23 protein-coding genes and 10 pseudogenes are annotated in these 26,070 nt (G+C 68.8%); 16 read left to right on the forward strand and 17 right to left on the reverse strand.

Annotated features, from left to right (window positions below; translation table 11 throughout):
• The 7 genes and pseudogenes from ACFYY1_RS38560 to ACFYY1_RS38590 form a co-directional block, all read right to left on the reverse strand.
• Nucleotides 1-322: pseudogene (locus ACFYY1_RS38560) on the reverse strand (hypothetical protein); the annotation flags it as partial.
• A 602-nt stretch (nucleotides 323-924) separates the two neighbouring features.
• Nucleotides 925-1,212 (reverse strand): transposase, encoded by a 288-nt coding sequence (locus ACFYY1_RS38565; RefSeq protein WP_388594201.1) that lies wholly within the window; start codon nucleotides 1,210-1,212, stop codon nucleotides 925-927.
• A 21-nt stretch (nucleotides 1,213-1,233) separates the two neighbouring features.
• Nucleotides 1,234-1,419, reverse strand: coding sequence for a transposase (locus ACFYY1_RS38570; RefSeq protein ID WP_388594203.1), 186 nt, complete (start codon nucleotides 1,417-1,419; stop codon nucleotides 1,234-1,236).
• 364 nt (nucleotides 1,420-1,783) lie between these two features.
• Nucleotides 1,784-2,656, reverse strand: a complete 873-nt coding sequence (locus ACFYY1_RS38575) for a LysR family transcriptional regulator (RefSeq protein ID WP_388594205.1) — start codon at nucleotides 2,654-2,656, stop codon at nucleotides 1,784-1,786.
• Nucleotides 2,657-2,742: 86 nt separating this feature from the next.
• The gene (locus tag ACFYY1_RS38580; RefSeq protein ID WP_388594207.1) at nucleotides 2,743-3,981 is read right to left on the reverse strand and encodes an MFS transporter; all 1,239 of its coding nucleotides are present in this window, start codon (nucleotides 3,979-3,981) and stop codon (nucleotides 2,743-2,745) included.
• A gap of 74 nt (nucleotides 3,982-4,055) precedes the next feature.
• Complete coding sequence (locus tag ACFYY1_RS38585; RefSeq protein WP_388594210.1) at nucleotides 4,056-4,793, reverse strand: hypothetical protein; 738 nt, start codon at nucleotides 4,791-4,793, stop codon at nucleotides 4,056-4,058.
• 23 nt (nucleotides 4,794-4,816) lie between these two features.
• Nucleotides 4,817-5,743, reverse strand: coding sequence for a helix-turn-helix domain-containing protein (locus ACFYY1_RS38590; protein WP_388594212.1), 927 nt, complete (start codon nucleotides 5,741-5,743; stop codon nucleotides 4,817-4,819).
• 178 nt (nucleotides 5,744-5,921) lie between these two features.
• Here ACFYY1_RS38590 and ACFYY1_RS38595 point away from each other — a divergent pair, with 178 nt between their 5' ends.
• Entirely contained in the window at nucleotides 5,922-6,551 is a 630-nt protein-coding gene (locus tag ACFYY1_RS38595; protein ID WP_388594319.1) for an ISL3 family transposase, read from the forward strand.
• 174 nt (nucleotides 6,552-6,725) lie between these two features.
• Nucleotides 6,726-6,887 (forward strand): annotated as a pseudogene (locus tag ACFYY1_RS38600) (integrase core domain-containing protein); the annotation flags it as partial.
• A 98-nt stretch (nucleotides 6,888-6,985) separates the two neighbouring features.
• Here the strand turns inward: ACFYY1_RS38600 and ACFYY1_RS38605 are convergent.
• Entirely contained in the window at nucleotides 6,986-7,642 is a 657-nt protein-coding gene (locus tag ACFYY1_RS38605) for a M15 family metallopeptidase (RefSeq protein WP_388594213.1), read from the reverse strand.
• 297 nt (nucleotides 7,643-7,939) lie between these two features.
• Nucleotides 7,940-8,905, reverse strand: coding sequence for a trypsin-like serine protease (locus ACFYY1_RS38610; RefSeq protein WP_388594216.1), 966 nt, complete (start codon nucleotides 8,903-8,905; stop codon nucleotides 7,940-7,942).
• 368 nt (nucleotides 8,906-9,273) lie between these two features.
• Between ACFYY1_RS38610 and ACFYY1_RS38615 the strand changes: the two genes are divergently transcribed.
• The 3 genes and pseudogenes from ACFYY1_RS38615 to ACFYY1_RS38625 all read left to right on the forward strand — a co-directional run bounded on the left by ACFYY1_RS38615 (nucleotide 9,274) and on the right by ACFYY1_RS38625 (nucleotide 11,248).
• The gene (locus tag ACFYY1_RS38615) at nucleotides 9,274-10,476 is read left to right on the forward strand and encodes an IS110 family transposase (RefSeq protein WP_388594218.1); all 1,203 of its coding nucleotides are present in this window, start codon (nucleotides 9,274-9,276) and stop codon (nucleotides 10,474-10,476) included.
• Between the two features lie 4 nt (nucleotides 10,477-10,480).
• A pseudogene (locus ACFYY1_RS38620) lies at nucleotides 10,481-10,573 on the forward strand (IS5/IS1182 family transposase); the annotation flags it as partial.
• Between the two features lie 375 nt (nucleotides 10,574-10,948).
• Nucleotides 10,949-11,248, forward strand: coding sequence for a hypothetical protein (locus ACFYY1_RS38625; protein WP_388594219.1), 300 nt, complete (start codon nucleotides 10,949-10,951; stop codon nucleotides 11,246-11,248).
• A 474-nt stretch (nucleotides 11,249-11,722) separates the two neighbouring features.
• On the opposite strand, the gene ACFYY1_RS38630 is transcribed toward ACFYY1_RS38625, so the two are convergent.
• Nucleotides 11,723-12,334, reverse strand: a complete 612-nt coding sequence (locus ACFYY1_RS38630) for an HAD family acid phosphatase (RefSeq protein ID WP_388594221.1) — start codon at nucleotides 12,332-12,334, stop codon at nucleotides 11,723-11,725.
• Nucleotides 12,335-12,837: 503 nt separating this feature from the next.
• A pseudogene (locus tag ACFYY1_RS38635) lies at nucleotides 12,838-13,035 on the reverse strand (integrase core domain-containing protein); the annotation flags it as partial.
• Here ACFYY1_RS38635 and ACFYY1_RS38640 point away from each other — a divergent pair.
• Nucleotides 13,022-13,324, forward strand: a pseudogene (locus ACFYY1_RS38640) (IS30 family transposase); the annotation flags it as partial. The pseudogenes ACFYY1_RS38635 and ACFYY1_RS38640 sit on opposite strands and share 14 nt — an antisense overlap.
• A gap of 234 nt (nucleotides 13,325-13,558) precedes the next feature.
• Here the strand turns inward: ACFYY1_RS38640 and ACFYY1_RS38645 are convergent.
• Nucleotides 13,559-14,185 (reverse strand): annotated as a pseudogene (locus ACFYY1_RS38645) (SDR family NAD(P)-dependent oxidoreductase).
• Between the two features lie 81 nt (nucleotides 14,186-14,266).
• Here ACFYY1_RS38645 and ACFYY1_RS38650 point away from each other — a divergent pair.
• Nucleotides 14,267-14,398: pseudogene (locus tag ACFYY1_RS38650) on the forward strand (cupin domain-containing protein); the annotation flags it as partial.
• A 116-nt stretch (nucleotides 14,399-14,514) separates the two neighbouring features.
• Here the strand turns inward: ACFYY1_RS38650 and ACFYY1_RS38655 are convergent.
• The 3 genes from ACFYY1_RS38655 to ACFYY1_RS38665 are packed head-to-tail and all read right to left on the reverse strand — an operon-like array spanning nucleotide 14,515 to nucleotide 15,416.
• On the reverse strand, nucleotides 14,515-14,955 hold the full coding sequence (locus tag ACFYY1_RS38655) for a cupin domain-containing protein (protein WP_388594223.1): 441 nt from the start codon (nucleotides 14,953-14,955) through the stop codon (nucleotides 14,515-14,517).
• 30 nt (nucleotides 14,956-14,985) lie between these two features.
• Entirely contained in the window at nucleotides 14,986-15,207 is a 222-nt protein-coding gene (locus tag ACFYY1_RS38660) for a hypothetical protein (RefSeq protein ID WP_388594226.1), read from the reverse strand.
• Entirely contained in the window at nucleotides 15,195-15,416 is a 222-nt protein-coding gene (locus ACFYY1_RS38665) for a hypothetical protein (protein ID WP_388594228.1), read from the reverse strand. The genes ACFYY1_RS38660 and ACFYY1_RS38665 overlap by 13 nt, the downstream gene beginning before the upstream one ends.
• A 298-nt stretch (nucleotides 15,417-15,714) precedes the next feature.
• Here ACFYY1_RS38665 and ACFYY1_RS38670 point away from each other — a divergent pair, with 298 nt between their 5' ends.
• From ACFYY1_RS38670 to ACFYY1_RS38680, 3 genes are read left to right on the forward strand one after another with little or no spacing between them, the layout of a single operon-like run.
• On the forward strand, nucleotides 15,715-17,388 hold the full coding sequence (locus ACFYY1_RS38670) for an FAD-dependent oxidoreductase (RefSeq protein ID WP_388594230.1): 1,674 nt from the start codon (nucleotides 15,715-15,717) through the stop codon (nucleotides 17,386-17,388).
• Nucleotides 17,385-18,848 carry an ATP-binding protein gene (locus tag ACFYY1_RS38675; RefSeq protein WP_388594233.1) on the forward strand — a complete coding sequence of 488 codons (1,464 nt, stop codon included), beginning with the start codon at nucleotides 17,385-17,387 and terminating at the stop codon, nucleotides 18,846-18,848. Before ACFYY1_RS38670 ends, ACFYY1_RS38675 begins: the two co-directional genes overlap by 4 nt.
• Entirely contained in the window at nucleotides 18,845-19,198 is a 354-nt protein-coding gene (locus ACFYY1_RS38680; protein WP_388594235.1) for a UBP-type zinc finger domain-containing protein, read from the forward strand. The genes ACFYY1_RS38675 and ACFYY1_RS38680 overlap by 4 nt, the downstream gene beginning before the upstream one ends.
• A 5-nt stretch (nucleotides 19,199-19,203) precedes the next feature.
• Here ACFYY1_RS38680 and ACFYY1_RS38685 read toward each other — a convergent pair.
• Nucleotides 19,204-19,436 (reverse strand): annotated as a pseudogene (locus ACFYY1_RS38685) (IS5/IS1182 family transposase); the annotation flags it as partial.
• A 493-nt stretch (nucleotides 19,437-19,929) separates the two neighbouring features.
• Here ACFYY1_RS38685 and ACFYY1_RS38690 point away from each other — a divergent pair.
• From ACFYY1_RS38690 to ACFYY1_RS38700, 3 genes and pseudogenes are all read left to right on the forward strand, one after another.
• The gene (locus tag ACFYY1_RS38690; protein WP_388594237.1) at nucleotides 19,930-20,199 is read left to right on the forward strand and encodes a hypothetical protein; all 270 of its coding nucleotides are present in this window, start codon (nucleotides 19,930-19,932) and stop codon (nucleotides 20,197-20,199) included.
• A 207-nt stretch (nucleotides 20,200-20,406) separates the two neighbouring features.
• A pseudogene (locus tag ACFYY1_RS38695) lies at nucleotides 20,407-21,098 on the forward strand (transposase); the annotation flags it as partial.
• Nucleotides 20,986-21,728 (forward strand): annotated as a pseudogene (locus tag ACFYY1_RS38700) (IS6 family transposase). The pseudogenes ACFYY1_RS38695 and ACFYY1_RS38700, both read left to right, overlap by 113 nt.
• Before the next feature lie 179 nt (nucleotides 21,729-21,907).
• On the opposite strand, the gene ACFYY1_RS38705 reads toward ACFYY1_RS38700, so the two are convergent.
• Entirely contained in the window at nucleotides 21,908-22,555 is a 648-nt protein-coding gene (locus tag ACFYY1_RS38705) for a TetR/AcrR family transcriptional regulator (protein WP_351264466.1), read from the reverse strand.
• 289 nt (nucleotides 22,556-22,844) lie between these two features.
• On the opposite strand from ACFYY1_RS38705, the gene ACFYY1_RS38710 reads away from it, so the two are divergent.
• The 3 genes from ACFYY1_RS38710 (at nucleotide 22,845) to ACFYY1_RS38720 (ending at nucleotide 26,048) form a co-directional block, all read left to right on the forward strand.
• The gene (locus tag ACFYY1_RS38710; protein ID WP_388594239.1) at nucleotides 22,845-24,242 is read left to right on the forward strand and encodes an MFS transporter; all 1,398 of its coding nucleotides are present in this window, start codon (nucleotides 22,845-22,847) and stop codon (nucleotides 24,240-24,242) included.
• Entirely contained in the window at nucleotides 24,239-25,477 is a 1,239-nt protein-coding gene (locus ACFYY1_RS38715) for an FAD-dependent monooxygenase (RefSeq protein WP_388594241.1), read from the forward strand. Before ACFYY1_RS38710 ends, ACFYY1_RS38715 begins: the two co-directional genes overlap by 4 nt.
• A gap of 187 nt (nucleotides 25,478-25,664) precedes the next feature.
• Nucleotides 25,665-26,048 carry a hypothetical protein gene (locus tag ACFYY1_RS38720; protein ID WP_388594243.1) on the forward strand — a complete coding sequence of 128 codons (384 nt, stop codon included), beginning with the start codon at nucleotides 25,665-25,667 and terminating at the stop codon, nucleotides 26,046-26,048.
• Nucleotides 26,049-26,070 lie beyond the last annotated feature (22 nt).

Consider the following 26,070-nt stretch of genomic DNA (forward strand, 5'->3'; position numbering starts at 1 on the left):
GGGAGAGGTGCTCGGCCACCTGCTGGTTGGTCAGCCCTCGGGCCACGAGCCGTACCACCCGTAGCTCCGCGGCCGTCAGCTCGGGCCATGCATCGGAGAGTCCGGACGTCGAGGGCCGGCGGCGGACCCGGGCGGCCCGCAGGCGCCAACGGACGCGTGCGGCGTCCCGTTCGGCGCCCGCTCGCGCGTAGAGTGCGAGGGCCGTCTCGAAGTACGGCACCGCCTCGGACTTACGGGTGGCCGCGAGCTTGCGTCCGGCGTCCAACACCAGCTCGGTGACGACATCGTGGTCGGCCATGGGGTCGAAGTCATCCTCATGCATCCGCATTCCTTGATCATCCAACGACGGTGATGAACGTTCTGCCTGACGCCCAGGGCCGCTGTACACCTCCAACGCTCCGGCCCCGCTTCGGAAACGGCCGGGCACCAGGCCCGGCCCGCGCGCGCGGCCCCGCCAACGCGCGAGAGGGACTTGCCGGCCGCCGACCCCGAGGCGCTCCGCCCGCCCCGCCCCCACCCTCTCCATTTCGGTAGTCGGGCGGCAGGGGGTACTCAGAGGGGATGTCAGCACCCCGACCATGCTTTTACAGGCATGGTGACCTGCATAAACACACGACGCCCCGGAGAGAGGGGGCAACAGATAGTGCAAGAAATGATGCAGGAGAAAGTACAAGAGAAAGTGCAGGAGAACTCTGGGCCGAACTGGCCCAGCCGGGAAAGAAACAGATTTCAGCCGATTCCTCAGGCCGGGTGGTGGGGCTGTTCCTCGTCGGCGTGGCCGCCGGTTCCGAGGGTCCGCCGACGCGGCCTGCCCGGACCGGTCCTGGGGACGCGGATCTCTCCAGGACCGGCTTGAACTTGGTACAGTCCGCCCGCTGTCCCCGGTGACCACCAGGGACAGCGTGCGACAGCGGCCGTCCGCGCTCAGGTGGAGCTTGCTGGTGAGTCCGCCCCGCGAGCGGCCCAGGCCCTCACCTCCAGCACCACCTCCACCAGGCGGGCGAGAAGGCTCTGCCACGGCGTCTCGCCCTGGTGTTCCACCTCTTCGGCCCCCTTTGACGCGGGTGTCGGTGACGGATCGATCCGAGCGCCGGCAGCATGCTGATGAGCGCGCACGATGGTGGAGTCGACCGCGATGTCCCAGTCGATCTCACCTGCCGCGTCGGCCTGGGCCTGGACCTGCTGGAGTAGTCGCTCCCATGTGCCGTCCACGGACCACAACCGGTGGCGTTCCTAGACGGTCTTCCATGGCCCGAACCGTTCGGGCAGGTCACGCCACTGCACCCCGGTCCGCACCCGGTGCAGAATCCCGTCGATCACCTGCCGATGGTCCCGCCACCTGCCGCAACGCCTGTTACTGACCGGCAAGAACGGCCGCAGCCGTTCCCACTCGGCATCTGTCAGATCATCCCGCCCCATGCCCACATCAACGACACCGACAGGCAGTAGTCACATGAGCGACCGGACAAGTCCTAGCCGAGCATGCTGGTCACCGCACCCCGGCCGGACTGCAGCACCTACTGAGCCGGGTCTGCTGGGATCCCGACGAAGTGCGCGATGACCCGCAGGAATACGTCGCCAAGAGCCGGCCTGGACATCACCCCGTCCTTGGGCCAGCGACGGCCACGCTGAGTGAGGACGAGGGAGGACTCCTCTCCCTTCGGTGTGGCCCTCGCCTGCCAACCGGCGTCGGTCAACTCCGTCCGCGTGCCGCGCACCCGACGCCGGGCCGGCGGGGGCACGCACGCGCCACGGGGACGGAGCCGTCCTCGCCGTCCCGGTATCAGGTGATGTGCCGCAGCAGCGCGGCGACCGCCGGTGACGGCTCGCCGGGCGGCCGTACCACCATGACCTTCCAATGCGGGGCGTGGTGGTTGAAGCGGTACTGGGGAAGATCGGGGAAGCGGTCCGCGATCGACCCGGGCATGACGCAGACGCCCAGGTCGTTGCGGACCAGTTCGGCCGCCGCGACGATGTCGTTGACCTCGAACGTGGTGCTGCGGTCGACACCGGCGGCCCGGAAGGCCCGGTCGACCGCATAGCGGATGGCCCAGCCGGGAGTGAAGTCGACCAGCGGCAGCGCGGCGATGTCGGCGATTCGCACCTCGCCGCCCGGCGTCGCCCCGGCGAGTACCCGCCGGGGCGACGCCAGCAGCACCATGTCCTCACGGGACAGCAACCGGGTCGTCAGGCCGCGCTGCTGCTGGCGGTCGAGCGCCACCACGGCCAGGTCCACGGTGCCCTCGCGCAGTGCCTGCCGGATGTCGGCGACGGCGGCCTGGCGCAGCTGCACGACCACACCCGGATGCTCCGCGCGCAGGGCGGCCAGGGCGTGGTGGAGGCCGGCCCAGACCCCCTGCATGGTGCCGACCGTGACCCGCCCGCGCAGCTGGCCGCGGGCGGCGTCTACCGCCTCCCGGGCCTGTTCCGCGGCCCGGAGCGTTGCCCGAGCGGCGGGTACGAACGCCTCGCCCGCCGGAGTGAGAGCGACGCGGTGCGTGGTGCGGTCGAACAGCGGGGTGCCCAGTTCGCGTTCGAGGGCGCGGACCGTACCGGACACGGAGGACTGGACCACGTGCAGTCGCCGTGCCGCCGCCGTGAAGCCGCCCGTGTCCGCCACCGCGACCACGACCTCCATCTGCCGCAGATCCATCATCACTCCCGTTGAGCCGCACTCCGTTTGGGCGCGAAGGCGGCGGCCTCGACCGTTCCGGCATCGTATGCGGACGGCGGTTGCGCCGGTCACGCCTCCGTGGCCGGGCCGGGCATCGTGCGCCGACCTTCGGTGAGCCAGTACAGGAGGGCGAGTAGCGGCAGCACGGCGCCGAAGGCGGTGAGGGCGGACCACCCCCACGCGTGGTAGACGACGGAGCCGAGCTGGGAGCCGACCGCTCCGCCCGCGAAGAACATGGCGATGAAAGCGCTGTTGAGACGGGCGCGGGCAGCGGGGTCGAGCTGGTAGACGGTGTGCTGGCCGAGGATCAGCGTCGCCTGGACCGCCATGTCCACGAGGATGGCGGCGAGGGCGAGCAGGATGACGCTGTGCCCGCCGAACCCGGCGAGCGCGAACGACACGGCGGCGACCACGAAGGCGACACCGGTCAGGGGCCGGACGAGACCGCGGTCGGCCCAGTGCCCGGCGAACGGGGCGATGGCCGCTCCGGCCGCGCCAACGAGGGCGAACACGCCGACCCCGACCGCGGAGTAGTGGAAGACGGGACCGGTGAGGACGAAGGAGACCGTGGTCCAGAAGGCACTGAACGCGCCGAACATCGCCGCCTGGTAGAGACCGCGGCGCAGCAGCGACGGATGCGTGCGCACCAGCCGTGCGGTGGAGCGCAGCACATGGTGGTACGGGATGGTGGTGGTCGGCGGGTGCTTCGGCAGGGCCGCGCGCAGGGCCACGGCGAGTACGGCCATCAGGGCAGCGGAACCGAGGAAGACGGTGCGCCAGCCGGCGAGGTCGGAGACCAGGCTGCTCAGCGTGCGGGAGAGCAGGATGCCGGTGAGCAGACCGCTCATCACCCGGCCGACTATGCGGCCGCGGGCGTGGTCGGGAGCGAGGCTCGCTGCGAACGGCACCAGGATCTGGGCGACGACCGAGGTGGACCCGCTGACGAGCGAGGCGATCAGCAGCATCGGGAAGCTGGTGGCGAGTCCGGCCGCAAGGAGGGCGAGGGCGGTGACCGCCAGCAGGGCGGTGACCAGGTTGCGCTTCTCCAGGCGGTCGCCGAGCGGGACGAGGAAGAGCATGCCGATCACGTAGCCCACCTGGGTGAGGGTGATCAGAGCCCCGGTGGTGGCGGTGCCGGTGTGGAAGACGCCGCCCAGCGTGGAGAGCAAGGGCTGGGCGTAGTACAGGTTGGCAACTGTCATGCCGGAGGCGACGGCCAGCAGCGCGATCAGCCAGCCCGGCACGCCGTGCGGGGTGGTGGCGGTCGCGGACCGGCGCGAGGTCCGGAGGTCGGACGAGGTGGACATGTGCACCTTCTCGGAACAGACGGGCCGGCGTTCACCGGCGCGGGCGGGCGGTGACGAGAGCCTCCTCGCTACCGTCACGGAGACATCAGCAATGCCGTGCCCCCGCCGCTTCCCTGTCTGAGGAGATGCTTTGGAATGTCAGTCATCTCACTTGGAGATGACCACTTGAGGCCTCCGTACGGTCGGGGCCGCACCACCGCGCGGGAACGAGTTCTGGGGCGGCCGTAACCATGGGTGCCCGGTGAGCGGATCGGCCGGCGCGAGGGAGAGGAACCAGTGGCGGAGGACAGGCGGCTTCCGGTCCTGGTCGGCCGGCAGCCGCAGACCAAGCTGCTGACCCCGGCGCTGGTCCAGGCCGAGGTGTCTGGGTCCCGCACAAGGAGGGGCGGCTGGTCAGACTGCGGCTGTGCGAAGGCGGGGGGTGTTGCGTGTGGGCCTGGCTGTCCTGGGCCGCGGGCGGCGGCCAGGAGAGCGGTGACGGTCGCAGGTTCGGTGCCGGTCACGGTGGCGATCTGGTCGATGCTCAGCAGCAGCTGGTCGTGGAGCAGGTGGGCGTCCTCGACGGCGGCGAAGGTGCGGCCGTTGCGGCGGGCGACGGCGCGGGTGTGTCTCTGCCAGGCCCAGGCGGAGGGGCATCTCTCGGAGACGAAGGTGGTCCAGTTGTCTGCGACGAGGTTGAAGAGGTGGGTGACGGCTATCTGGGCTTCTTCTGGGGGTAGGTGGGCTGCCGCGTAGGCGTGGTAGGCGGGGCGGTGCAGGGCGTAGAAGGCGTAGAAGGCGTTCGTGAGCACGGTGAGCGGGGCGGGTTTCATGGTCCTTTTCCTGCCGGTCGTGGTCAGCCGAACGCTTCGGCGGGGATGGTGGTCTCGCAGTTGGAGCGGGTCTGGCGCCACAGCGGGCGGGCGATGTCGGGCAGGCTCTGCAAAGTGGTGGTGAGTTGTGCGATGACCGGCCAGTCGGGGACGCCGGGTCCGTTGAACGCCTGGCGGAGTTCGGCGGCGGTGATGGTGTGCTGGGCGGAGGCGAGGATCGTCGTGTCGTTCGGGGATCCGGCGGCGTATTGGAGGGCTCGCAGGTAGGTGCGCAGGTAGCGGGCGGGTTCGGTGCCGACGGGGTGTACTCCGGCGGCCGCTTCCCAGAGGGGTTTCATCAGGTCGGGGTTGCCGTCGCAGGTGTCGGTGATGATCTTTAAGTGCTGCCAGGAGACGTCGCGTTCGCCGGAGAGCATGCGTGAGACGTAGGACGGGTCGACGTTCATGCGCTCGGCGAGCGCTCGTTGGGAGATACCGGACCGGGTCCACATGAGGGTGAGTGCGCAGGCCAGGCGCTGGCGGGGCCGGCGCAGCAGGTTCTTCGCCGTGGGCACTTCGCTCTCGGGGGACTGAGTGCTGGGGGTTGCGCGCATGGGCCGGCGGCGGGTTGCCAGGGTCTGGTCGACGGTCTGCGGGTCGTATTTCTTGCGCAGTCGGTCCTCGGTGCGGTTCAGCATGGGGGCGAGGTCGCTGAGCGGTTTGCCCTGGGAGCGCTGGCGTACGACGAGGGCCGCGATTGCCTGCTGCACAAGGTCTTCGAGCCCGATGATGATGTGGAGGAGTTCGGTGGTCGGTGCGGAGCCGTAGGTGCCGTGCATGAGGGCTTCGGCGAGGACGGTGAAGTCCTCGGCGATGTCGCGGACGGACTCGGTGCAGCGGCCGGCCCGGTCGGCGTCGATGGCGGGCTTGGACCGGAGCGGGTTCTGGCACAGGTTCCGTGCAGCGGCCACACTGAGTGAGGACTGACGACTCGGGACAGCATGGGAAGTCGCCCGAAAATCAGCTGTCGCCGCGCATGTTGGGCTGAAGTTACGGGCCGTGGAAGCGGTTGCACTCCGGTTGAAAGAGCTGTTCTTCCCGTCGATCGCGGACATCGCGGTGCTGTCGGTAGACGTGGACATCGAGATAGTGCGTGTTGACGCGCAGTGCACCACGGTCGGCGCCGCCTGCCCGGCGTGCGAGGTCTGGTCGACCCGGGTTCACAGCTCCTACCTGCGGTTTCCCGCTGACGTGCCGAGCGCTGGACGAAGCGTCGTACTCCAGATACGGGTTCGGCGGTTCCGGTGCGGGAACAGCATGTGCCCCCGCCGGACCTTCGCGGAACAGATACCCGGCCTCACCCGCAGGCATGGCCAGCGCACCGAGCGACTGCGTTCTACCTTGGCCGCACTCGGTCTCGCCCTGGCCGGCCGGGCCGGTGCCCGACTGGCTGCCGTCCTCGGCGTGGCCGTCAGCCGGAGCACGGTATTGCGCCTGGTCGACGCGCTGCCCGAGCCGGAGGTGCCGGTGCCGCGGGTGGTCGGCGTCGACGAGTACGCCACCCGCAAGGGCCGCTACTACGGCACCGTCCTGGTCGATGTCGAGACCCGCCGCCCGATCGACCTGCTCCCCGACCGGGAAGCATCAAGTCTGGCCGCGTGGCTCGCCCAGCGGCCCGGCGTGGAGGTCGTCTGCCGGGACCGCGCGCCGTTCTTCGCCGAGGGCGCCACCGCCGGAGCGCCGCAGGCGGTCCAGGTCGCGGACCGGTGGCACCTCTGACACAACCTGAGCGAGGCCGCCGAACGAGCTGTCGCCCAGCACCGCCACTGCCTCCAAGCCCTCGTTTCTGAGGCCGCCGGCCCTGGGCCGGAGCCCGCGCCCGAAAGCAAGTCGTCCAGTTCTCCCTGGCCGACAGGCCACCGGTTCGCCGAGCGCACCCGCGCCAAGCACGCCACCCTGAAGAACGAGCTGATCGACACCCGTTTCTGGCCCAGCCGGGCCGCCGCCCGCACCGCGATATTCGAGTGGATCGAGAGCTGGTACAACTTGCAGCGGCTGCACAGCAGTCTCGGCTACCGCACACCCGCCGACTACGAGGCCACCTTCGCGGCCTGACCACCACACCGATGCTGTCCGTCAAAGCGGAACAAGCTCACTCTGGCCTGCCCCGGGGTGCGACTACTTCTGATCCTGGGTCTTTGCGAAGTCCGCAGTCACTCGAGTTCCATGGGCCCGAAGTGGGCGACTGCCGCTCCGGTCTGCAAGGCCCAGTAGCGGTCTCCGTATGACCAGTGCCACCACTCTGTGGGGTAGTTGACCAGGCCACCAGCGGTAAGTGCCGTACCCAAGATGTCTCGGTTAGAGCGGGCCTGGTCGCTGATGTTGTCGGCCTGGGTGTAACAGGCGCCCGCGCTCTCTTCCGGAGTCGCATCCATGTGGGTGCCCATGTCGAGTTCACAGCCGTTGGCGTCTCCGAGCGTCAAGTCAACGGCTGCGCCGGCGCTGTGGGGTGCGATCTCAGGCGGGGACACATAGCGGCTGGCTGCCGAGCGGACCTGCTCAGCAGACCATTCCGGGTGATCGGCCCGCAGCTGCGTTGCGTATTCGTCGAAGTAGCGGCGTTGAAGGGACGGTGGGCGATACCCCTCGACAAACAGCAGCCGCATCCCTTGAGGCAACTGCGCCTGAGCCTTGAGGAGCCGATCGAGCACTCCTTCCCGTAGGTGGGCGAAGGCACCGGCGGAGTCCTGCCACTCCCGCTCATCAACCAGGAGAGGGTTGTCCCGCCGCACATCGACGAGCCGTTCACCACACTCCTGAACAGGCACGGCTGCAACCCTCGGGTCGGACATCAAGACGATCTCAGTCATGGCGCGATCATCTCGTGACCTTGTGCCTTCAGAGCTCTCTTCCCGTCACTCACCGAGGAAGGACTCTCGGATGAGTGCCCGTTTCCGGCGTCGGGTTATTGACCTTGAGGGCCGGTCGGGTTCTGCTCGGTACCCCGTGCCCCTCCCCTCCCCTCCCCTCCCCTCCCCTGAGCAAGGTGGGCGGGGCACGGGGCGCGATGCGCTTCTCGGGGGTTCGGAGCGGGGATGCGGGCAAGACCCGGCGAAGGGCGGCGGCCCGTGGCAAAGGGGGTCGCCTTTGGGTTGCAGCGGTGTCGCTCAGGCGACGTGGCGGGTCTTGCGGCGGCGTACCGCGACGGCAGTGCCGCCACCGGCGACGATCAGCGCGGCGGCCACGCCGGCAATCGCCGAGGTGTTGTCGTCCGTGCCGGTCTCGGCGAGATCGGAGCCCTTGGCCGCAGTCGACGGAGCGCTGTTGGTCTTCATGGTCTTGTCGATCCAGCCCGCGTAGGCGGGCGCGCTGGTGTAGAGGCCGGGGCCCTGCGAGCACGGCACCTTCGGGGCGCCGGGCCCCGAGGTGACGCCCATCAGCTCCCAGCGGCCGTCTCGGCCCTTTTGGACCTGCGGTCCGCCGGAGTCCCCGAAGCACGCCATGGCCTTGGGCACGGTGGTGATCGTGCACAGCCGGGTCCGGTCCGCGTAGCCGGGCGCGCACTCGGACTCGGCGCCCCTGCGGGTGTTCAGCTCCTGAAGCCGGTCCGGGAACTTGAACTCGGTGTCGACGGTGGTGCCGAAGCCCAGGAGCCGGGTCGGCGTGCCGGGCCGTCCTGCCTGCTCGGCGATCTTGATGGGCTGCTGGGCGACCGGGCGGTCCAGGCGTATCAGCGCGATGTCGTTCTTGTTGGCGGCCTTGTTGTCGCCGTTCACATAGCCGGGATGGACGAAGGTCCGGTCGATCTTCCGGACCGTGCCGCCGGACTTGCGGTGGTCGCTGCCGACCCGCACGATGCCGTCCAGCTTGATGCCCTCGACCTTCAGGCAGTGAGCCGCCGTGAGCACCCACTGTCGATCAATCAGCGACGCCCCACAGTTCCCGTCGATCAGACCCTGGTCCGGGGCCGACTCCGGGATGGTCGCCATGAACGGGTAGCTCTCGGTGGAGTCCGACCCGTTGACGATGGCTGAGGCGCTGCCGGCCATGACAGTGGCGCAGGCCGCGGCCGCGAGAGCGCCGACTGCAGCGATGCGGGCGGTACGGCGGCGCGGCGACTTGAAGCTGAACACAGAGAGTTCCCTTGTGCTTGGTGGATCCGTATGCATTCAGCCTCGTTGTCCGAAACCTGCCGCACCATCCGGGTAACAGGTCTGTCGACGGTATGGCCAGCCCCCCATTATGTGTTTCGCGGCCCTGCAAGAGGGCCGCTGGCCTCCGGGCCCGGCATGACTGTGTCCCCCTGTCGAGCGATGACCTGGGGGGGTGGTGTCACCGGGCCCGAGAGGCGCCGTTGGAGACGCTGATGAGAGGTCCGACTACCGCCTGGCCGGGTGCAATGTCCGGCTGTTTGCGGGCGGCAGGTCTGCATAACGTGGATGCGCGCGAACGACGCCAACGCCTTGGCCAGCACCGCACGAACCCTGCTCGGGAGGATGGGTTGTACGACATCGGTGACGTGGGCGTGTTCCTCGGCCTGGACGTCGGCAAGAGCGCCCACCACGGCCACGGGCTGACCCCGGCCGGCAAGAAGATCTTCGACAAGCAACTGCCCAACAGCGAGCCGAAACTGCGGGCCGTGTTCGACAAGCTGGCCGCAAAGTTCGGCACCGTGCTGGTAATCGTGGACCAGCCCGCCTCGATCGGAGCCCTGCCCCTGACGGTCGCCCGGGACGCCGGCTGCAAGGTCGCCTACCTGCCCGGCCTGGCGATGCGGCGCATCGCCGACCTCTACCCGGGCGAAGCCAAGACCGACGCCAAGGATGCGGCGGTGATCGCGGACGCCGCCCGCACCATGCCACACACCCTGCGCTCGCTGGAGCTGACCGACGAGATCACCGCCGAGCTCACGGTCCTCGTCGGCTTCGACCAGGACCTCGCGGCCGAGGCCACCCGCACCAGCAATCGCATACGCGGCCTGCTCACCCAGTTCCACCCCAGCCTCGAACGTGTCCTTGGCCCCCGCCTGGACCACCAGGCGGTCACCTGGCTCCTCGAGCGATACGGCTCTCCGGCCGCGCTGCGGAAAGCCGGTCGCCACAGGCTCGTCGAAGTGATTTGGCCCAAGGCCCCGCGCATGGCCGCCCGGCTGATCGACGAGGTCTTCGACGCGCTCGACGAGCAGACCGTCGTGGTGCCCGGGACCGGCACCCTGGATGTCGTGGTGCCGTCCCTGGCCCGCTCGCTCGCGGCCATCCATGACCAGCGCCGGGCTCTGGAAGCCCAGATCCGGGCCCTGCTGGAGGCACACCCTCTTTCCACGGTCCTGACCTCGATGCCAGGGGTCGCGGTCAGGACCGCCGCCGTCCTGCTGGTCACCGTCGGCGATGGCACCAGCTTCCCCAGCGCCGCCCACCTCGCTTCCTACGCCGGGCTCGCCCCAACGACGAAGTCGTCGGGGACCTCGATCCACGGCGAACACGCACCCAGAGGCGGAACCCGGCAGCTCAAACGGGCCATGTTTCTCTCGGCCTTCGCCGCCCTGCACGATCCCGCCTCCCGCACCTACTACGACCGATGCCGGGCCCGCGGGAAGACCCGTACCCAGGCTCTCCTCCGCCTCGCCCGCCATCGCATCAGCGTGCTGTTCGCGATGCTCCGCGACGGCACCTTCTACGAACCCCGAACCCCACGCCTCGTTTGACGAAAGACATAGAGGCACCCCCCGCAACTACCTGGCCTTCCTCGGCCTCGCCGCCGCCCTCTGCTGCTACAAAAGGCTCATCCGACTCACCACATAGGACACGATCTACGTACGTATCGGGAGCAGTCGAAGGAAACGTCACCAGGATCAAGCTGCTGAAGAGACAGATATACGGCCGAGCCAACTTCGATCTCCTACGACGCCGCATCCTGCTCTCACCGTGATCAACCAGCCGCCACCCCCGAAATGGCGACAGAGCCGGCTTCCGTGCAGCGGACACGGTGAGTGACAGGTGACCTTGTCCAAGTCCGCGCCGACCACGGTCTTGTCCAGCCGCGGTGCGGCGCGCTCGGGCTGTGGCTGGAACGCGATCACTCATCCGTAGGACTTCGGCATACATGGCCGGTCGCCGGACATGCCTTGCTCGGCCGGCGTCGTCGGCCGAGCAACCCTCAAGAGCAGGAAGTCAGTGATGAGCTTCATTCAGACCGGCAAGATCGAGCTGAAGTCCGACAACGCGATCGAGACGACAGGCGGCAACACGTCGACCTTCACCCGTGTCACGTTCCCCACCCCGTTCCCGCCCGGTTCCAGCGTCGTTGTTCTCCCCATGACCCAGACCTTCAACGGTCCGGAGACGCCCGGTATCCGCATCCACGACGTCACCACCAGCGGCTTCCTGATCCGCATGAACGAGGTGTACGCCGGTGCCACCAAGAGCGACGGGAAGCACACCACCGAGACCATCGGCTGGCTCGCCGCAAGCGTCTGAGGTACTCCCGTCGGCCGGTACCCCCGGCCGACGGGGCCACGGTCGGCCAAAGACCGTATCGGTGACGAAGACCCGCATGCCTGCAAAGCTGCGGGAACCGGCCGTCACGGGTGGCGGGCGCCGCCGACACGACGCATCACGGTCAGCGACACCGGGTTCCAGCCAGTCACAGCGGGCGTGCCCTTCACCGCGGTTGGACGAAGCCTGGACCGGGCTGGGACTCGAGCACATGCAACTGTTACTCACCGTGTCCACTGCGCGGAAGGTGAGGCAGGGCCGCGAGTCGTGAACAAAGCCACTCATCGGCACCCAGGCACACCTTGGCCTCGACCTCGGGGTCCTGGCCTTCGCGGCACTGGTCGGCATCGTCGCCTTCGCTGCTGGGCCGCCTGGCCCGCTGAACGTTCCGGGGCTGCTTTGCCTCTGATGGCGTCGATGCCGACGGGGCCGCGCGGTGGTGTAGACGGCGTCGGGTCAGGACAACTGCCCGTTGTAGTCCGGCAGCTTGTACGTTTTCTCGGCGTGGCCACCCGACACGTCGGTGGCGCTGTTGCCGATGTTCGCGATGATTGTGTAGCCCTTGCTCTCGATGTCGGCGCGCTGGGCGGTCTTGTACGCGGCGACGTCCTTGAAGAGGTCGATCAGGCCGCGGACGTAGAGGCCGGAGACGTCGTAGCCGTCGTGTTCGAGGTTGTACTCGGTGGGCCAGTAGATGATGCCCGGGCGGGCGGTGACGAAGAACAGCGAGACGCCGTGCTCCTGGGCGTACTTGGCGACGTCCAGCACCGGCTTGTTGGGCGGCTGCGGGTAGCTGAAGCCGAAGTCGGTCTCCAGCGTGGTGTTGTCGATGTCGAAAACGATCGCCTGCTTTTCACCGGGCTCGGCGGCGGCGATGCGGGCCTTCAGGTACGGCAGGGCCTGGCCCATTACCGACTGGCAGTCCATCTGCCAGGTGGCGTAGTCGACCTTTTCGGCGCCTGCGGAGGTGCTGCTCGCCGCGGCCTCGGCCGGGGCGGTCAGCGCCGTGAGCGCGGCTACGGAGACAGCGGTGGCGGCTATCCGGTGCACCCAGGGGCGTCTGGTCATCGGTGGGGGTCCTCTCGCGTCCGTACGCTGCACGGCCTGAACGGTGAACTGTCAGGAGCATGATCTTCGGTGACGATGGCGCGAGGGGAACCATAAGGTTACCAATGGGTAGGCGCCTAGGGGTGTGCGTCACATTTCTCGAGCCGGCGATATGGCGCACAGACGAAGGCGACCACGCGCTGCCGGATCCATCACCGCGTGCGCGGCCGGTCGAACCAGATCGGTCAGCAGTGTCGGTACAAGCCCCACCCGGGACACCACCTGCGGAACAACCCAGTTCGTCCACGGCAAGGCCGCGATGGCCACCGCACCGGCCGGTCAGCGTCTTGAACCCGCGGCTTGAACCGCCCCGGGTTCGGTAGAGTCAAATTGTGGTTTTGACCTGGGGTTTCGCGGTGGCGAGGTAGTGGTTGGTCTCGTATTCGGGCCTTGACCTCGAATCCTGAACACGGGTTATGCGGCTGATGACAGCGTAGTTGGTGGTGCTTCGAGTGCGGCTTCGTAGTGTTGGGGCTGCGGTGTCCGAGGCGGGAGTGCCGGCGTCGAGTGTTGTAGCGGTGGAGCCATCGGAAGGCGTCGAGTCGGGCCTGGCGCTCATCCGGCCAGCTCTTTCGGCCCTGGAGCATCTCGCGTTTGAAGCTTGCGTTGAAGGACTCCGCGAGAGCGTTGTCCGCACTCGACCCGACCGCACTCGAGCTGCGCCGTAACGCGTCCACCCGCACCTACAAGGTGGACTACCGGGCTTCGACTGCGCAGTGGCACGCCGAACGCCGTGCCCGGCGGCCGAAGGCCGCCAAGCTCGTCCGCAGTCAGCGGCTGCGTGACTATGTCCAGGCACGGTTGTCCGGGGACATCACCGACGCCGACGGTCAGCCAGTGGGTCCGGCCGGCCCGACGTGGAAGGGACGGAACAAACCGCATTGCGGGGACCGACGCTGGACGACGGCATGGAGTTTGGAGCAGATTGCCCAGCGCCTGCCGGTCGAGTTCGGATCGTGTCCGCGGCGGTGACCTCGAACCACACCGGCCGAGGTTGTGGCGGAAGTGGCCCCCGGCCACGGACAGGAACCCGTGCAAGGGGCGTCGGAGAAGCTCCAGGTCCTGGGCGGTCAGCGAACTGGCATCGGTGCTCATCACGGTCCCTCCGATAGCTGTGGGGACTGGCTCCGATGTTGCTGAAGAAGGCGTCGACTCGTTCGGAAACAGGTCGGGGCCGTGGGACGTTCATCGCCGCCAGGCTCCCGCCGCCGCGGCCCGCACGACGTACTCCTCGAAGGTCCGGGGCGCCCGCCCCAGCACAGTGGCGAGGTCATCCGTCGTCGCCGCGATCAGGCCACGTTCCATCAGCACGAACATCTCGGCCAGGTGGTGGGCGTCGTCCTCGCCGAAGCCCTCATCAACCAGCGTCCCGGCGTACTCGTCGGGGGAAATCTGCCGGTAGGTGAGAGGCCGCCCGGACGCCCGAGAGATGAGCTCAACGGCCTCACCGAAGGTGAGCGCACGCGGGCCGCTCAGCTCGTGGACCCGTCCGGCGTGCCGACCGGGTTCGGTCAACACCGCAGCCGCGGCGTCGGCGCCGCGCCCGGAGAGCAGGACCAGCCGCTGCACCCCGGCGGACTCGGCCCGGGCCACAAACTCGTGAACCGGGCCCGGCACGCTCGGGGCCACCACGTAGGCGACGGCGATGCCTCGCAGGGCCGCGTCTCAGCCGCCGGGGGCGGACCAGTCGAACCGGGTCGGGCTCGATCGGGAGGCGGCGCGGACCGGTGCGCCGCGCAGCCTGAGCCGGGGGACAATCCGCCGGCCGGTCTTGCCTGATGCGCTGAGGACGAGTGTGATGCCGTTGCTCATGACGCCAATTGAACAGGGCGGATCCGGACGATCCCATGAGCAAGAGCCAGATCGCCTGCGTATTCGTCTCCCCTCGCTCAGGTGGACGTGTTCAGTGACCCGATCCACGGGGTGCGGGCCCACGGCTCGTTGTTCGGCAGCTCGACCCTGTCCCCGCCCTGGGCCCTGCACTTCGTGGACAGGGCGCCGCTGACCCTGTGCACGGTCCTCACCGATCGCTTACGAGAACACCTTCCGCTCGACATCAACTACCCTGACCCGAGCCGCATGGACGTGTTCAAGATCTAGAGTCAAGGGCCGCCCTACGAGGGAGAGCACTGCGGTCTCGTTCAAGCCCTTGGAGCTCGCAGGTGTTGGCGTCGGGCAAGTTCCTCGTCGTCGACCAGAGTGAGCATGGGCTGACCGGGCGCACACAACATGGTGACGAGGAATCGGCTCCAGGAGTCCGTCCTGTTGTTGCCGTCCTGGTAATGGATGACATCGCCACCTGGCTCCCAGAACGTCTCCCCGGCCCTGATCACCCGCTCGGGCTCGCCTTCCAGCTCGAAGAGCATCTCCCCCTCCAGCATGTAGCCGAAGGCGGGTCCCGAGTGCCGGTGGGGAGGGGTGCCGGGATCGCCGGGAGGGAATTCGACGAGAACCGTCATCGCCTCCGCCCCCTCCGGAACGGACGGCGGTTTCGCCGACTGCAGCACGGTGAGCGCCGTCTTCCACGCTTCCGAGCGTGGCCGGCTCCCGGCGCCGCCCGCCGTCGGTTCATTGTTCGCCATGGGTGAGGCCTCCTCCGATAGGCGGGCTGGTCAGGAGAGCCAGTCCGTGCAGTGCGTGCGGGCGATACAGGCGTCGCCCTTGGTGGTGAGAACGTCGCCGCTGACAGCGGCGGACACGCTGGCGGTGCCCGCGGGGCCGGCGATGACAGCGCTGCGACCATCGGGACAGGCGTCAAGGGTGATCCGTCCGAGGTCGTCGAGAAGGAAGACGTCGGGCCCGCCGACGTTGAGAGTGCCGTTCAGGGGGTACACGCGGCGACTTCGGCGACGGCGACGGGGACGTCCTGGGCGGCGATCGGCTGGATCGGGGCGATGGGCGGACGAACGACGTCACCCTCAGTGGTCCACGACAGGGCCGCGGCGACGAACTCCGGCGGCACGGCCGCGTGCCCTGCCGCGTTCAGCTTCTTCCCGACCTGCGATCCGATCGGGCCCGTACCGCCGATCACTGCGAACTTCATCGGCCACCTCTCGTCGCGTACTGCTGGGTCATGTCCCCAGCCTGCGACGTCTTGGTGTGCGGCGCACGCGGGCCGTGCCCGGCCAGACGGCGCCCCCATGACGTACTCGTGCTGCTGAGCTCTGAGGCGGCACACCAGGTGGTGCTCTGGCTCGGCAGCGCTCTGCCACCGTCAGGTCACCCAGGCCGCACGGGCCGTAGCAGCCGAAGCGGTCCGGCTCGATCGAACATACGATGGTTGGGAGCGTGCTCGGACAGCTCGTCGTGCCGACCGTCGGGAGTGCGTAGGGCGGAGGAGTATGGCACAGGCCACCGACGCAACGCGGACCGTCATCCTGACAGTGGACGACGACCCGGGGGTCTCCCGCGCCATCGCCCGCGACCTGCGGCGCCGCTACGGCGGCTACCGGATCGTACGCGCCGAGTCCGGCGAATCCGCGCTGGAGGCGCTGCGCGAGCTGAAGCTTCGCGGCGACCTGGTGGCTGTGATCCTCGCCGACTACCGGATGCCGCAGATGAACGGCATCGAGTTCCTCGAACAGGCGCTCGGCGTGTACCCGGGGGCGCGGCGCGTGCTGCTGACCGCCTACGCCGACACCGGCGCTGCGATCGACGCGATCAACGTCGTCGACCTCGATCACTATCTCCTCAAGCCTTGGGACCCGCCCGAGGAGAAGCTCTACCCGGTCCTGGACGATCTCCTCACGGCCTGGCGGTCCAGCGACTACCGGCCGGTACCCGCCACCAAGGTGGTCGGGCACCGCTGGTCCGCCCCCTCCTCGCGGGTGCGCGAATTCCTGGCCCGCAACCAGGTGCCGTACCGCTGGTACTCCTCCGACGAACCGGAGGGACAGAGGCTTCTGGATGCGGCCGGGGCCGACGGCCGACGGCTCCCCCTGGTGATCGCGCCGGACGGTACCGCGCTGCTCGAACCGGAGGCGACCGAGCTGGCCGACCACGTGGGGCTCGCGACCACGCCGACCGCCGCGTTCTACGACCTCGTCATCATCGGCGGCGGCCCGGCCGGACTGGGCTCGGCGGTGTACGGGGCCTCCGAGGGGCTGCGGACCGTACTGGTCGAGCGGTCGGCGACCGGCGGACAGGCCGGCCAGAGTTCCCGCATCGAGAACTACCTCGGCTTCCCGGACGGCGTGTCCGGTGCGCAGCTGACCGATCGTGCCCGCCGCCAGGCGGGCCGCTTCGGTGCCGAGATCCTCACCGCTCGCGAGGTCACGGGGCTGGAGGTGAACGGTCCGGCGCGCGTCGTGCTCTTCTCCGACGGCTCAGCGGTCGCCGCGCACAGCGTCATCCTGGCGACCGGCGTGTCGTACCGGCAGCTGGGGGCGCCGGGATGCGACGAGCTGACCGGCCGCGGGGTGTACTACGGCTCGTCCCTCACCGAGGCGTCGTCCTGTGAGGGCCAGGACGTGTACGTCGTCGGCGGCGCGAATTCCGCCGGGCAGGCTGCGGTGTTCCTGGCTCGGGGCGCGAAGTCGGTGACCATGCTGGTGCGCGGGGAGTCCCTGACAACGTCGATGTCGTACTACCTGATCCAGCAGATCGACGAGGCCCCGAACATCACCGTGCGGCCCCGGACCGTCGTCGAGGAGGCGCACGGCGAGGAGCACCTGGAACGGCTGACTCTGCGGGATACCGTGACCGGCGCCACCGAAGTCGTCGATGCCCAGTGGATGTTCGTCTTCATCGGTGCCGCCCCGCTGACCGACTGGCTCGGCGGGACTGTGCTGCGCGACGAGAACGGCTTCATCCTCGCCGGACCGGATCTGACGCCGGACGGGCGCCCCCCTGCCGAATGGGCACTGGACCGGCCGCCCTACTACCTGGAGACCAGCGTCCCGGGTGTGTTCGTGGCGGGCGACGCGCGCGCCCGGTCCGCGAAGCGCGTCGCGTCCGCTGTAGGAGAGGGCGCCATGGCCGTGATGCTCGTCCACCGTTTCCTGGAGCGGTCATGAGCGCACAGGTCATGGCCTGCGACCGGCACGAGATCGGCTCGCTGTTCCTCTTCGAGAAGCTCTCCCCGGAGCAGCTCGGACGGCTGTGCTCCGAGGGACGGATGGAACGGTTCGAACCCGGCCCGGTGTACACCGAGGGCGACCCGGCGACCTGCTTCTACGTGATGGTCGAGGGAACCGTCGTACTGTCCCGCCGGGTCGGCGGCGACGATGTGGAGGTCAGCCGGACCTCGCAGCGCGGCGTGTACGCGGGGGCCATGCAGGCATATCTGGGCGACCAGGTCCCGCAGACGTACATCAACTCCATGCGGGTGACCGAACCCACCCGGTTCTTCGTACTGCCCGCACAGTCGTTCGCGGACGTCATGCGGGAGTGGTTCCCGATGCCGACGCACCTGCTGGAGGGGCTCTTCTTCGGCTCCAAGAACACCCAGCGGGCCATTGGCCAGCGGGAACGCCTGCTGGCGCTCGGATCGTTGTCCGCCGGGCTCACCCACGAGCTCAACAATCCGGCCGCGGCCGCCGTCCGCGCCACCGCGGCGCTGCGTGAGCGGGTCGGCAGGATGCGGAACAAACTGGCGGTCATCGCCCAGGGCCGCTACTCCCGAGTGGCCCTCGCCGAGCTCATCGAGATCCAGGAACGCACCGCCGAACGCGTCGCCAAGGCCCCCATGCTGACCCCTCTGGAGGCGTCCGACCGGGAGGACGAGCTCGCCGGCTGGCTGGAGGATCACGGCATCCCGGACGGCTGGCGGGTCGCGCCGGCCTTCGTCCAGGCCGGGCTGGACACCGACTGGCTGGACCAGGTCGCGGCGACCGTGGGCGAAGGCATCCTGCCGGGGGCGATCGGCTGGCTCAACTACACGGTCGAGACCGAGCTGCTGATGAACGAGATCGACGACTCCACCACCCGCATCTCGCGCCTGGTGGAGGCTGCCAAGCAGTACGCGCAGCTCGACCGCGCCCCTCACCAGGACGTCGACGTCCACGAACTCCTCGACAGCACGCTGCTGATGCTGTCCGGCAAGATCGGCCCTCGGGTGAGGGTGGTCAAGGACTACGACCGCTCCCTCCCCGAAATACCCGCCTACCCGGCGGAACTCAACCAAGTGTGGACCAACCTCATCGACAACGCGGTGGCCGCCATCGGCAGCACGGACCACAACGGCACCCTGACGGTCCGCACGGCCAAGCAGGGCGACCGACTGCTCGTGGAGTTCCGCGACACCGGCCCCGGCATCCCCGAGGACATCCGCAGCCGCATCTTCGACCCCTTCTTCACCACCAAGCCCGTCGGGGAGGGCACCGGCCTCGGCCTCGACATCTGCTGGCGGATCGTCGTCAACAAACACCACGGCAACCTCCAGGTCGAGTCCGTACCGGGCGACACGCGATTCCAGGTGCTGTTGCCGCTGACCGCCCCCGAGGCCGAAACCACAACCACCGAGGAGTCCGTATGACCGACATCGACGGCATCGCGGCGAGCGTCCCGCCCAGCAGTACCGGCTGCGCGGACTGCGACGCAGTGGGGGGCTGGTGGTTCCACCTCCGGCGCTGCGCGCAGTGCGGCCACATCGGCTGCTGCGACTCGTCACCGGCCCAGCACGCCACCGCCCACTGGAAGTCCTCCGGGCATCCCGTGGTACAAAGCTTCGAGCCGGGTGAGGAGTGGTACTGGAACTACGCCACCGACGTCCTGTACGAGTCCGGACCCGAACTGGCCCCGCCAACCAACCACCCGGCCGCCCAGCCGACCCCGGGACCGGCCGACCGTGTCCCGCAGAACTGGCCGGACCTGCTCCATCCCTGAGAACGCCCCAGGTCGTCCAGACGGTCCAGGGGTGGGGCGAGCAGCGGGGAGTCTTGGCGGTTGGCACCGCCAGGACACGGCCGCCCGGGGGAATCCCGTACCCTTCCGTCATGCCCGAGCGTTTGAGGCCTTTTTTGCCGCGGTCGACCGGTTAGCGCCTGGCCGCCTCGCCGCCTCCGGGGGCCTTGGTGATGGAGCCGTCCACAGCGATCTGATCGAGGACGAGGCGGACGATCCGGGCGGCCCATGCCGACGTGGGAGCACCACACCCAGGCCCTCCTCTGCCTCGCGAGACGACGAGCCGATGTCCTCTTCGCGATGCTCCGCGACGGCACCTTCTACCGGCCGGGATACCGGTACCGGACTTCGGAGGGGATGCGGCACCGGCGGCGCCGCGCGGCGCCGCGCGGAAAGGGAGGCGCGGCCAGAGCAGTCGTCCGGCCCGTGTCTCGGCCGGTTCTTCGAGGTCCAGCAGAAGCTGCTTGCGTTCGACCGCACTGCCACAGGAGCCGGTGCTCGAAGGGGCGCGGGGCGAGCCTTCGTGGAACAGTGCCGCGATCAGTCTGCGACCTCCTCGCCCACACCCCGCTCAACCTCGAACGCGGCGTCTCCCTCGACGCCGTCCGCACCTTCAAGACCGTCGCCCTCGCCGAGGCCGGAGCCGTCGGCTCGGCACTGACGCGATCCTCCCCCTCACCCCCCACCAGGCCGGCAACACGATCGCCACCGCCATGGCCGGCGCGCTCTGGCAGATGGCCGCACCCGGAACCGAACTGCGCCGCTTCTACGAGGACACCCCCGAACTCGCCCAAGCCGTCGTCGACGTCGCACCGCGGCTCACCGACATCCTCACCGCCGTCCTGCGCGGCTACTCCGCCCCCGCACGGCCTGAACCGGCGTGGAGACCTGCAAGGCACCCGATCGGGAGTCCCTTGGCCGTCACCCCCGTTGTCTTTTTCGGGGTCCTGCAAGAGGGCCGCTGGCCTCCGGGCCCGGTATGACTGTTGCCCCCTGTCGAAGTTGATGACCTGGGGGGTGGTGTCACCGGGTCCGAGGGGTGCCGTCGGAGACGCTGATCAGAGGCCCGGCCGCTTGCCCGGCCGGGCGCAATGCCCAGCAGTGTTCGGGTGGCAGGTCTCCATGACGTGGATGCGCGCGAACGGTCCCACCGCCGAGGCCGGCACCGCATCGAACCATGTGGGGGCACGGTGATCGACATCAGCGGGGTGGGCGTCTTCCTCGGCCTGGACGTCGGCAAGAGCACACATCACGGCCACGGGCTGACCCCGGCCGGGAAGAAGGACTTCGACAAGCCGCTGCCCAACAGCGAACCGGAGTTGAGGGCTGTCCTGGACAAGCTCCGGACCACCAGGCGGTGACCTGGCTCCTGAAGCGTTACGGCTCCCCGGCCGCCCTGCGAAAGGCCGGCCGCCGCAAGCTCGTCGAGGCCATCCGTCCCGAGGCTCCGCGCATGGCCCAACGGCTGATCGACGACGTCTTCGATGCTCTCGACGAACAGACCGTCGTCGTCCCCGGGGCCGGCACCCTCGATGTCGTGGTCCCGTCGCTCGCCCGTTCCCTTGCCGCAGTCCACGAGCAACGACGAGCCCTTGAGGCCCGGATCGCGGCGCTGCTGGAGGCGTGTCCGGTGACGCGTGCGGCGAAGTCCGGGGTGCCGCGCCCCAGGACCGCGTCGATCGCAGCCTCGTCGGCCGGCATGAGAATCACAGTCTCCGCCCGCTCGAAGACCTCAGCAGGGCACTGTCACGTTGACCGACCGGCCTGGGATGATCTTCTGGTCGGTCGTGCTGGGAGGGGTCGTCCGTGGACAGCGCGCGCCGTCGTACAAGGGGCACCGGTACCCGGTGGAGATCATCGCGCACTGCGTGTGGCTGTATTTCCGTTTCCCGCCGTCGTTCCGCGAGGTCTAGGAGCTGATGCTCGAACGCGGCGTGCTCGTCTCCCACGAGACGGTCCGCCGCTGGTGTACGAAGTTCGGGCAGGCCTGCGCCGCCGGCGTGTGCAGCCGGGCGACAAGTGGCACCCGGACGAGGTCTTCCTCAGGATCAACGGTGAGCTGAAGTACCTGTGGCGGGCCGGCGACGCCGATGGCAACGTGCTCGACATTGTGGTCCAGGACCGGCGGGACACCGCTGCGGCCAGGCGGTTCTTCCACACACTGCTCAAGAAGACCTGCTCGGTGCCGAGGGTGATCGTCACCGACAAGGTCCGCTCCTACGGCACGGCCCACCGCGAGATCACACCCTCCGTGGAACACCGCGCCCACAAGGGCCTGAACAACCGGGCCGAGAACAGTCATCAGCCGACGAGGCAGCGCGAACGCGCGATGAAGGGCTTCCGCAGTACCGGCGGGGCCCAGCGGTTCCTGTCCGCGTTCAGCGGCATCTGACCGCACTTCCGACCACGCCGCCACCTGATGACCGCCACCCAATACCGCACCGAGATGACCACCCGCTTCGCCATCTGGGACGAGATCACCGGCACCACAGACCAGCCCACCGCAGCGTAAGCCAGGCCCCCACCCGACCCCTACACACCCTGACGCACCCTCAATCGATCAACACCGCACCAACGTGACAACGCCCCTTTCTCGCCTTCTTCGGGCGTCCAATGGCTGCTGCGGAAACGGAGGAGAGGTGGGAGGAAACATGGGCTGACGGCGCACTGTTCCTTCGTGCTGCCCCGGCTCTACATGGTTCGGTATGCCCGGAGAAAGGTCCGCACTCCCTCGACGACGAGTGGCCGGACGCGGGTGTCCTCCGCGGCATTCGCGGAACCGAGCCTGTCCAGCGCGACGCCGAAGGTCAGCGCGATGAACTGGTCGGCCGCGAGTCGGGGGTCGGGGATGTCGAGCAGCCCGGCGGCTGCGAAGGCGGCGAACCGCTCGGCAAGTGCCTCGTCGGGGGTGTCGGCCATGGAGTTGTAGCCCTGGTGCGGCAGATGGCCGGATTCCGCCCGGACCAGTCGTTGCAGCGTTGCGTACTCCGCCGAGTCGAGCATGTCGGTCGAAATGCGCATCGAGAACGTGACCAGGGCGTCCTCGAGGTCGGCGGCCTCAGTGAGATCGCTGAGGGTGTCGTCGATGGTGCGCCGGATCGTGGTGATCATTGACTGGCCGATGGCGTCGACGACGGCCTGCAGCAGCGTCTGCTTGTCGCCGAAGTAGTCGTAGACCGTCCGCTTGGACACCTCGGCCCGGGTGGCGACCGCGTCGACGCTGGACCGGTCGAAGCCGTCAGTGAGGAACAGTTCCCGGGCCGCCGAGAGGATGGCGGCCCGCTTCCGTGTGGACCCTTCGCGCAGTGCCTTCGTGGTCGGCTTCTTCGTGGTCGGCATGGGCACATACTAACCGTTCTACACTGCACGGTGTAGTGTAGTACTGGCTCAGCGGGTGCCGCACTCCTGCACCCGCTCCGCCCGGGGGAGCCACGCATGCGCCGCCTCGGGTACCGCTCCCCCGGGCTCACCCGGCCGGACGACCTCGGACCTGTCCACAACGCACCAAGCACACCGCGCACCACGTCCCGCGTGAATCGCCGCCACGCCCACGCCGGGCCCGGCAAGGCGGCAGCGCTACGGGCACGGCCGACTTCTTCCTTGCCCGGCAATGACGGAAAGGACATCCATGACCGCAACTCTCGTTTCCCCCGCCCGCATCGGTAAGGCGTCTGTCGGAGCCCTCGGCATGCTGGCAGTCGCCACCGGCGCCTTGGAGTCGGTGGTGACACCGACGCTCCCGCTCCTGCAACGCGAGCTGGGCATGAGTCCCGCCGAAGGGGCGTTGCTCAGCATCATGCTGCTCATCACCGGCGCGCTCGTCACGCCGGTCGCCGGAAAGTTAGGCGACCGCTACGGCGGAAAACGGGTCCTGATCCGGCTGATGGCGGTGGTCTGTGCCGGTGGTCTGGTGTCGGCCCTCGCGCCGAATCTGCCGGTGCTGCTGCTCGGTCAGGTACTGCAGGGTGCGATGGTGGGCGCGCTGCCCCTGTCGTTCATCCTGGTGCGCGAACATCTCCCGGCAGGAGAATCGAAGGTGGCCATCGGGGTGGTCAGCGGGCTGTTCGTGGGGGGCGGGATGGCCGGAACGCTGTCGGCCGGGCCCGTGGCCGAAGGACTTTCCCGACACTGGATGTTCGCGCTGCCGACGATCGCGGTCATCGGGGCCACCATCTTGGTGAACAGGATGATGCCGCATGATCCGCCGAGCCGTTCGGACGGCGCCGGGGTCGACTGGCCCGGCCTGGTTCTCCTGAGCGGGACGCTGGTCACGCTCATGCTCGTGCTCGCGCTTGCACCCGACATCGGGTCGCAGCCACTCGTGCTCGGCGCCCTCATCGTGATTCTGGCCGCCTTCGTGTTCGGATGGACAGCCGTTGAGCGTCGTGCGACCTCGCCGATGGTCGATCTGCGCATGCTTGCACAGCCTGCGGTGTGGAAGTCGTGCGTGCTGACGTTCGTGATCTGCGTCGGTACCTCGGTGGCGGTCTATCTCGTCCCGCAACTGTTCGCGGTACCCGCCGCCGAGTACGGATTCGGGGCCGGCGCCACCGAGATCGGCTTGTTCCTGCTGCCCGGCGCCGTGGCCGCGTCGCTGGCCGGGCCGATCGGTGGGATCGGGGCGCGGCGTTTCGGCTCGCGGGCCGTGGTCACCGCCGGGATCGTCATCATGGCCGCCGCTCTGATCGTCCTGGCAGTCGTGCACACCGAGGTCTGGCATCTCGTCATCGGCAAGATGATGATCGCGCTTGCCAACGGCCTGTGCGTCACGGCGTTGGTGACCGGCACCGCCACATCCGTCCATCAAGGTGACACCGGCATCGCCACCAGCCTGGTCCTGGTGACACGTGTGCTCGGCTACGCCGTGGGTGTGCAGGTCAGTGGCGCGATCCTCACCGCCGGTACCCCTACCGGGTCCGACGTCCCGGCCGAATCGGCCTTCGTCACCGGCTTCGTCATAGCCGGCGCCGTCACGGCGCTGTCCCTCCTCGTCACCCGCACCATGAGCAAAGGAGCCAAGGAATGACCCGCATTGATCCGTTGACAGATATCCGCACCACTCCGAGGCGCAAGGCCCTGATATCCGGGGCCAGCATCGCGGGACCCGCCCTCGCGTTCTGGCTGAACCGCTACGGATTCGCGGTCACGGTGGTCGAGAAGGCGGACGGACTCCGTGGCGGTGGTTACCCCGTCGACATACGCGGCACCGCACTCGAGGTCGTCCGAAGGATGGGAATCCTGCCTCGACTGAAGGACGCGCACATCGACCTGCGGCGGCTGACCTTCCTCGGCGGGGACGGCAGCGAGGTGGCCTCGCTCGACCCGCACACCGTCACAGGCGGTGTCGCGGGACGGGACATCGAGGTGCGGCGCGGGGACCTGACCGATGCTCTCCACACGGCGGTCCGTGACGACGTGGAGTTCTTGTTCAACGACTCCATCGACACCCTCGACCAGTCCGGCCACGGGGTCGACGTCACCTTCCGCGGGGGCAGCAGGCGTACGTTCGACATGGTGTTCGGTGCGGACGGTCTGCACTCACGTACCCGCGAGTTCCTGTTCGGCCCCGAAGCACAGTTCCACCGATACCTCGGCTACTGCTTCGCCGGGTTCACCATGCGCAACACCTTCGGGCTGTCCCGCGAACTCATGATGTGGAACACCCTGGGCAGAGCCGCGGCACTCTACGCTGTGGAGGACAACGACGAGGTGCACGCCTTCCTGAACTTCGCCCACCCGAAACCGCCGGTCGACGCATTCCGGAACCCGGAAGCCCAACGGGACCTGGTCGCCACGGTCTTCGCCGACGCGGAATGGGAGGTCCCGGGCATGCTCGCCGCCATGCGCGACGCGGATGACCTGTTCTTCGACGAGGTCAGCCAGATTCGCATGCCCCGCTGGTCCAGCGGCAGGGTCGCGCTGGTGGGCGACGCCGCGTACGCACCCTCGTTCCTCACCGGACAGGGCTCCAGCCTCGCGCTCGTCGGCGCGTACATGCTCGCCGATTCCCTGGCCGACCGGGACCACACCGTGGGCTTCGCTGCCTACGAACGCAGCACCCGCGGGTTCGTAACCCTGAACCAGGAGCAGGTCGGCGAGGGCGACGCCGCACTCTTCCCGACCACCGCCCGGGCCCTGGAGCAGCGCAATGCCATGCTGCGCAAGCTCAGCGCCTTGCCCTCCACGGAGGGACGACCGGCCCATTCGGCCCTCACCCTGCCCGAATTGAAGAAGTGGCCCACACCGCTTCGCACCTGCTGACCGGCCCGGTCGACGAGGACTGGGGCGCCGCTACGGCCGTCCGGTCCGTCCGGGCAAGAACCCCACCCGGCCCAAAACCAGGATCCTCGCCGCTGGCGACGACGCCTGCCGACTGCTGGAACGCCTCCACCGGCACGGACCGGGCTACCAGCCCGGCCCACAGGCCGAGGCGCTGCGGCAGATCGTCGTGCAGAACTACTACCGCGACGCGGCAGGCCGCCCACGGCGGCGCACCTCCGACGACGGCGGCCTGCCGCCCTCCTCCTCGGCCATCGTCTCGCCCTACGACACCACGGCGCGTTACGTCCGCCACGGGCACATCATCAGCTGGAAGGGATTCGCCGCGCATGTCACCGAGACGCGTGCCTCCGGCAGCGCCAACGTGATCACGGACGTGGCCGCCCCCTCGGCCGCCACGAACGACGGCCAGGCCTTGCCTGGCATCCACACCCGCCTGGCGCGTCGCGGGCTGCTGCCGGCCGAGCACCTGGTCGACGGCGGCCACACCTCTCTGGTCCACCTGGAACGAGCCACCCGCGAACACCGGATCAGGCGCTGTCACGTTGGCTGACGGAGTGGGATGACCTTCGGGT

Source organism: Streptomyces sp. NPDC001890, assembly GCF_042891445.1.
Classification (GTDB): Bacteria; Actinomycetota; Actinomycetes; order Streptomycetales; family Streptomycetaceae; genus Streptomyces.

Bases quoted from the DNA above. Each gene is read 5' to 3' on its own strand.
- ACFYY1_RS38605 (WP_388594213.1), bottom strand. From the start codon at position 7,642: ATGACTGAGATCGTCTTGATGTCCGACCCGAGGGTTGCAGCCGTGCCT.
- ACFYY1_RS38630 (WP_388594221.1), bottom strand. From the start codon at position 12,334: ATGACCAGACGCCCCTGGGTGCACCGGATAGCCGCCACCGCTGTCTCC.
- ACFYY1_RS38665 (WP_388594228.1), bottom strand. From the start codon at position 15,416: ATGAAGTTCGCAGTGATCGGCGGTACGGGCCCGATCGGATCGCAGGTC.
- ACFYY1_RS38715 (WP_388594241.1), top strand. From the start codon at position 24,239: ATGACCCGCATTGATCCGTTGACAGATATCCGCACCACTCCGAGGCGC.
- ACFYY1_RS38655 (WP_388594223.1), bottom strand. From the start codon at position 14,955: ATGGCGAACAATGAACCGACGGCGGGCGGCGCCGGGAGCCGGCCACGC.
- ACFYY1_RS38575 (WP_388594205.1), bottom strand. From the start codon at position 2,656: ATGATGGATCTGCGGCAGATGGAGGTCGTGGTCGCGGTGGCGGACACG.
- ACFYY1_RS38705 (WP_351264466.1), bottom strand. From the start codon at position 22,555: ATGCCGACCACGAAGAAGCCGACCACGAAGGCACTGCGCGAAGGGTCC.
- ACFYY1_RS38670 (WP_388594230.1), top strand. From the start codon at position 15,715: ATGGCACAGGCCACCGACGCAACGCGGACCGTCATCCTGACAGTGGAC.
- ACFYY1_RS38690 (WP_388594237.1), top strand. From the start codon at position 19,930: ATGGCCGGCGCGCTCTGGCAGATGGCCGCACCCGGAACCGAACTGCGC.
- ACFYY1_RS38570 (WP_388594203.1), bottom strand. From the start codon at position 1,419: ATGGGGCGGGATGATCTGACAGATGCCGAGTGGGAACGGCTGCGGCCG.
- ACFYY1_RS38710 (WP_388594239.1), top strand. From the start codon at position 22,845: ATGACCGCAACTCTCGTTTCCCCCGCCCGCATCGGTAAGGCGTCTGTC.
- ACFYY1_RS38585 (WP_388594210.1), bottom strand. From the start codon at position 4,793: ATGAAACCCGCCCCGCTCACCGTGCTCACGAACGCCTTCTACGCCTTC.
- ACFYY1_RS38625 (WP_388594219.1), top strand. From the start codon at position 10,949: ATGAGCTTCATTCAGACCGGCAAGATCGAGCTGAAGTCCGACAACGCG.
- ACFYY1_RS38680 (WP_388594235.1), top strand. From the start codon at position 18,845: ATGACCGACATCGACGGCATCGCGGCGAGCGTCCCGCCCAGCAGTACC.
- ACFYY1_RS38580 (WP_388594207.1), bottom strand. From the start codon at position 3,981: ATGTCCACCTCGTCCGACCTCCGGACCTCGCGCCGGTCCGCGACCGCC.
- ACFYY1_RS38675 (WP_388594233.1), top strand. From the start codon at position 17,385: ATGAGCGCACAGGTCATGGCCTGCGACCGGCACGAGATCGGCTCGCTG.